General features: G+C 70.3%; 3 protein-coding genes and 1 pseudogene. 3 read left to right on the top strand and 1 reads right to left on the bottom strand.

Annotation, left to right across the window (positions count from 1 at the left end):
* The first annotated feature begins 81 nt into the window (after window positions 1-81).
* The 3 genes from O3Q52_RS47665 (at window position 82) to hflX (ending at window position 5,371) form a co-directional block, all read left to right on the top strand.
* The gene (locus O3Q52_RS47665) at window positions 82-2,088 is read left to right on the top strand and encodes an HD domain-containing protein (protein WP_332113013.1); all 2,007 of its coding nucleotides are present in this window, start codon (window positions 82-84) and stop codon (window positions 2,086-2,088) included.
* 87 nt (window positions 2,089-2,175) lie between these two features.
* On the top strand, window positions 2,176-3,693 hold the full coding sequence (locus O3Q52_RS47670) for a M1 family metallopeptidase (RefSeq protein WP_269654708.1): 1,518 nt from the start codon (window positions 2,176-2,178) through the stop codon (window positions 3,691-3,693).
* A 184-nt stretch (window positions 3,694-3,877) separates the two neighbouring features.
* Complete coding sequence (hflX, locus tag O3Q52_RS47675) at window positions 3,878-5,371, top strand: GTPase HflX (RefSeq protein WP_269654709.1); 1,494 nt, start codon at window positions 3,878-3,880, stop codon at window positions 5,369-5,371.
* A gap of 151 nt (window positions 5,372-5,522) precedes the next feature.
* Here hflX and O3Q52_RS47680 read toward each other — a convergent pair.
* Window positions 5,523-5,770, bottom strand: a pseudogene (locus tag O3Q52_RS47680) (hypothetical protein); the annotation flags it as partial.

Here is a 5,770-nt window from a genome sequence, read left to right on the forward strand (position 1 = left end):
GCTCGGCGATACGGTCACCGGCCTCCTGCCGGATCCGCTTGACCAGCTGGTGGTCGACTGCCATCATCGGCCCGCGGCCGGCTGCCCGACGCGATCGGTCACGTGGTCGAGGCCCATCGCGCCCACCACCCCGACGCCGACCTGGACCCGCTGCGCCGCGCGTACGTCCTGGCCGAGTCCTCGCACCGAGGCCAGATGCGCAAGAGCGGCGAGCCGTACATCACGCACCCGCTCGCCGTGACGCTGATCCTCGCCGAACTCGGTGCGGAGACCACGACTTTGACGGCGTCTCTGCTCCACGACACCGTCGAGGACACGGAAGTGACGCTCGATCAGGTGCGTGACGAGTTCGGCGAGGAGGTCCGCTATCTCGTCGACGGCGTGACCAAACTGGAGAAGGTCGACTACGGGGCGGCCGCCGAGCCCGAGACGTTCCGCAAGATGCTCGTCGCCACCGGCAGCGACGTACGCGTGATGTCGATCAAGCTCGCCGACCGGCTGCACAACATGCGCACCCTCGGTGTGATGCGCCCCGAGAAACAGGCGCGGATCGCCAAGGTGACGAGGGACGTGCTGATCCCGCTCGCCGAACGCCTGGGCGTGCAGGCCCTGAAGACCGAGCTGGAGGACCTGGTCTTCGCGATCCTGCACCCCGAGGAGTACGCCCACACCCGCGAACTCATCGTCAACAACGCCTCGCGCGCCGACGATCCCCTCGAGGAGATCGCCGAAGAGGTGCGGGTGGTCCTGCGCGAGGCCGGTCTGCAGGTCGAAGTCCTCATCCGGCCACGGCACTTCGTCTCCGTGCACCGCGTCTCGCGCAAGCGCGGCGAGATGCGCGGCTCCGACTTCGGGCGCCTCCTCGTGCTCGTGAACGAGGACGCCGACTGCTACGGGGTCCTCGGTGAGCTGCACACCTGTCTCACGCCCGTGGTCTCGGAGTTCAAGGACTTCATCGCCGTCCCCAAGTTCAACCTGTACCAGTCGCTGCACACCGCGGTCGCCCGCACCGACGGCCAGGTCGCCGAAGTCCTCATCCGTACGCACCAGATGCACAAGGTCGCCGAGGCCGGCGTCATCGCGCTCGGCAATCCCTACGCTCCTCCTTCGGAGGAGCAGACGGACGCCGACGGGACACGCGCAGGCGACGCGGTGGACGGCGAGCGCGCCGACCCGACCCGTCCCGGCTGGCTCTCCCGCCTCCTCGACTGGCAGGAGGCGGCCCCGGACCCCGACACGTTCTGGTCCACGCTCCGCGAGGACCTCGCCCAGGACCGGGAGATCACCGTCTACCGGCCCGACGGCGGCACGCTCGGGCTGCCCGCGGGCGCCAGTTGCGTCGACGCCGCGTACGCCCAGTACGGCGAGGACGCGCACGCCTGCATCGGCGCGCGCGTCAACGGCCGCCTGGTGAGGCTCAGTACGGTCCTGAGCGACGGCGACACCGTTCAACTGCTCATGGGCCAGGACCCGGCCTCCGAGCCCTCCAGGGAGTGGCTGGAGCACGCGCACACTCCTGTGGCGCGGATCGCCATCACCCGCTGGCTGGCCGCGCACCCGTCGCCCGCGACACCGCCCGAGGCTCCTGCCACGACCCGTCGCCCGTCCGCGGACGGGCCCGCCGCACGCCCGGCCGCCGCGGACGTCGTCGTCGGCCAGCCCGGCGCGGCCGTACGCCTCGCGGGCTGTTGTACGCCTGTGCCGCCCGACGACATCACGGGCTTCGCCGTACGCGGCGGAGTGGTGACCGTGCACCGCGTCGAGTGCGCGGGCGTGACGCGCATGAAGGACCTCGGGCGCACGGAGGTCGGAGTGCGCTGGGGCGACACCTCGGAGTGCCGCGTCACGCTCTTCGTCGAGTCCTTCGGCCGGCCCCACCTGCTTGCCGACCTCACCGAGGCCATCGCCCTGGAGGGTGTCGACATCGTCTCGGCGACCGTCGAACCGCCCAGCCAGCAGCGCGTGCGCCACACCTACACGCTCCAACTCCCGGACGCCGCCCACCTTCCCGTGCTGATGCGGGCGATGCGCAACGTCCCGGGTGTCTTCGACGTGGGCCGCGCACAGCACCAGACGACAACTCCGTAGAGCAGCGACTCGGCGGAAAGCGCCCGTTCGGGTGGGCTCGGCGCGAGTCGTCGCCGTAGGGCGGGCGGTCGCTGATAGCCGTGGTCCATGCTGCGCACCCCCAGGACCACGCCCCGTACCGGGACCACACGCCAGAAGGCCCCCCGACGGCTCCGTACGGCGTTCCTCGCCTCCGCCGCCTCCGTCTGCCTCATCGCCGCGAGCGCCCCCGCCCCGCCCCCGCTCGGCATCGGCGACCGGCTGTTCCCGCACCTGGGCAACCCCGGGTACGACGTCACGTCGTACGACCTCTCCTTCACCTATCCCGGCAGCAACAGCAAGCCGCTGCCGGCCGTCACCACGATCGTGGCCAGGACGACAGACTGGCTGGAGCAGGTCAATCTTGACTACTCGCACGGAACGGTGCGATCCGTCGAGGTCAACGGCGAGCCGGCGGAGTTCCGGAGCTCCGGGGAGGACCTGGTGGTCACGCCCGCGGAGCCGCTGCTGCCCGGCGTCCGGATGCGGATCACCGTGCGCCACGACAGCAACCCCGTGTCGACCAAGGACCAGGACAGCGGCTGGGTGCGGACCGAGGACGGCCTCGCGATGGCCAACCAGGCCGACGCCGGCCACCGGGTCTTCCCGAGCAACGACCACCCCTCGGACAAGGCCCTGTTCACCATCCGGGTCACCGCGCCCAACGGCTACACGGCCGTCGCCAACGGGCTGCCCCTGGGCGTGAACCGCCGCGACGCGGCGACCACCTGGACGTACCGGACCGAGCACCCCATGGCCACCGAACTGGCCCAGGTCTCCATCGGCCGCTCCTCCGTGCTGCACCGGAGCGGGCCGGACGGTCTGCGCGTACGCGACGTGGTGCCCACCAAGGACCGCGAGGCACTGGAACCGTGGCTCAAGAAGACACCCGACCAGATCGACTGGATGCAGGAGAAGGTCGGTGACTACCCCTTCGAGACGTACGGGCTGCTGATCGCCGAGGCCCGCACCGGGTTCGAACTGGAGACACAGACACTCTCCCTCTTCGAGAAGGAGCTCTTCACGCGGCCCGAGTACCCGAAGTGGTACGTCGAGGCGATCATGGTGCACGAACTGGCGCACCAGTGGTTCGGCGACAGCGTCTCCCCGCGCACCTGGTCCGACCTGTGGCTCAACGAAGGCCACGCCACCTGGTACGAGGCCCTCTACGCCGAGGAGAAGGCCGGCAAGCCCATGGAGGCACGGATGCGCGCCGCCTACCGGGCCTCCGACACCTGGCGCGCCACGGGAGGCCCGCCCGCCGCGCCCAAGGGGGCCGCGCCCGGCGAGAAGCTCAGCATCTTCCGCCCCAACGTCTACGACGGCAGTGCCCTGGTCCTGTACGCGCTCCGCGAGGAGATCGGCCGCCGCTCCTTCGAGCAGCTGCAGCGGACCTGGGTGAGCATCCACCACGACGGGGTCGCGGACACCGCGGACTTCATGCGCCTCGCCTCGGGAATCGCGGCCCGTGATCTGAGCGGATTCTTCGAGGCATGGCTCTACGGGGAGAAGACCCCACCCATGCCTGGCCACCCCGACTGGCGCAGCGAGAAGCCCGCCGAGAAGCCCACCAAGCCCAAGCGATAGCCACCAAAAATCCGGTGACGAGACGGGCCGTGCCGTGCGAACATCTTCACGTCGGCGCCACTCCGGGTCGGCGGCACGGCCCTCCGGAATCCGGACGGGAATCTCCCGGCGGCCCCGGACGTTGTCGTGAATGTCGGATGGAAGTCCGTCGTCCCACAGGTATCCCCATCGACGTAAGGACCCAATGACCTCCTCTTCTTCCCCTTCCCAGGACACGCAGAGCTTCGCGCAGAACTACCCCGACGGTCTTCGGGCCGATGCCCTGATGGAAGAGGACGTCGCCTGGAGCCACGAGGTCGACGGAGACCGGGACGGCGACCAGTTCGACCGCTCCGAGCGTGCGGCATTGCGCCGCGTCGCGGGCCTCTCCACCGAGCTCGAGGACGTCACCGAGGTCGAGTACCGACAGCTCCGCCTGGAGCGCGTGGTGCTCGTCGGTGTGTGGACCTCCGGGACCGCGACCGATTCGGAGAACTCCCTCGCGGAGCTGGCCGCCCTCGCCGAGACGGCGGGCGCGCTCGTGCTCGACGGCGTCATCCAGCGCCGCGACAAGCCCGACGCGGCCACCTACATCGGCTCCGGCAAGGCCCACGAGCTGCGGGACATCGTGCTGGAGACGGGCGCGGACACCGTCATCTGTGACGGTGAGCTCTCGCCCGGCCAGCTGATCCACCTCGAAGACGTCGTCAAGGTCAAGGTCATCGACCGTACGGCCCTGATCCTCGACATCTTCGCCCAGCACGCCAAGTCCCGAGAGGGCAAGGCGCAGGTCGCGCTCGCGCAGATGCAGTACATGCTGCCGAGGCTGCGAGGCTGGGGTCAGTCGCTGTCCCGTCAGATGGGCGGCGGCAAGGGCGGCGGCCTCGCCACCCGTGGTCCCGGTGAGACCAAGATCGAGACCGACCGGCGCCGTATCCGCGAGAAGATGGCGAAGATGCGCCGGGAGATCGCGGACATGAAGACCGGCCGCGAGATCAAGCGCCAGGAGCGCCGCCGCAACAAGGTGCCCTCGGTGGCGATCGCCGGCTACACCAACGCCGGCAAGTCCTCGCTGCTCAACCGCCTCACGGGCGCGGGCGTGCTGGTGCAGAACGAGCTGTTCGCCACCCTCGACCCGACCGTGCGCCGTGCCGAGACGCCCAGCGGGCGGATCTACACACTCGCGGACACCGTCGGCTTCGTCCGGCACCTGCCGCACCACCTCGTCGAGGCGTTCCGCTCCACGATGGAGGAGGTCGGCGACGCCGACCTGATCCTGCACGTGGTGGACGGTTCGCACCCGGCGCCGGAGGAGCAGCTGGCCGCCGTGCGCGAGGTCGTCCGCGACGTGGGCGCGACCAAGGTGCCCGAGATCGTGGTGATCAACAAGGCGGACGCGGCCGACCCGTTGGTGCTCCAGCGGCTCATGCGGAACGAGAAGCGGTCCATCGCCGTCTCGGCCCGTACGGGCCAGGGCATCGCCGAGCTGCTCGCGCTCATCGACATCGAACTGCCGCACCCCGCGGTCGAGATCGAGGCGCTCGTCCCGTACACGCTCGGCCGGCTGGTCGCGCGCGCCCATTCCGAGGGCGAGGTGATCTCCGAGGAGCACACCCCGGAGGGCACCCTGCTGAAGGTGCGGGTGCACGAGGAACTGGCGGCGGAGCTGCAGGCGTACGTTCCGGTGCCGGCTGTCTGATCGGTCTGCTTTGATCGAAAACTGCGAAGGCCCGCCCCCTGCAGAAGGGGGCGGGCCTTCGCCGTATGCGTGGCGCGGATGCCGTGGGCGTGGCGCCGGCACAGCAGGCCCGCCGGGCCCGCCGTGCCGGGCCCGGCGGGCGTACGGGCGCCTACTTGTCGCCGTACTCCTTGCTCATGTTGTCGAAGAGCGTCTTGGCGCCCTGGCCCAGCTGCGGTCCCGCGAGCCAGGTGTTGTCGGTCGGGCCGATCGAGGTGTTCGAGACGAGCACGGTCTTGCCGCCGACGACCCGGAACCAGCCGCCGCCCGACGAACCGCCGGCCATGGTGCAGCCGATGCGGTACATCGTCGGCTGGAACTCGGCGATCGAGAGCCGGCCCGGCTTGTCCGCGCACTGGA

The organism is Streptomyces sp. ActVer (genome assembly GCF_027270795.1).
GTDB lineage: Bacteria > Actinomycetota > Actinomycetes > Streptomycetales > Streptomycetaceae > Streptomyces > Streptomyces umbrinus_A.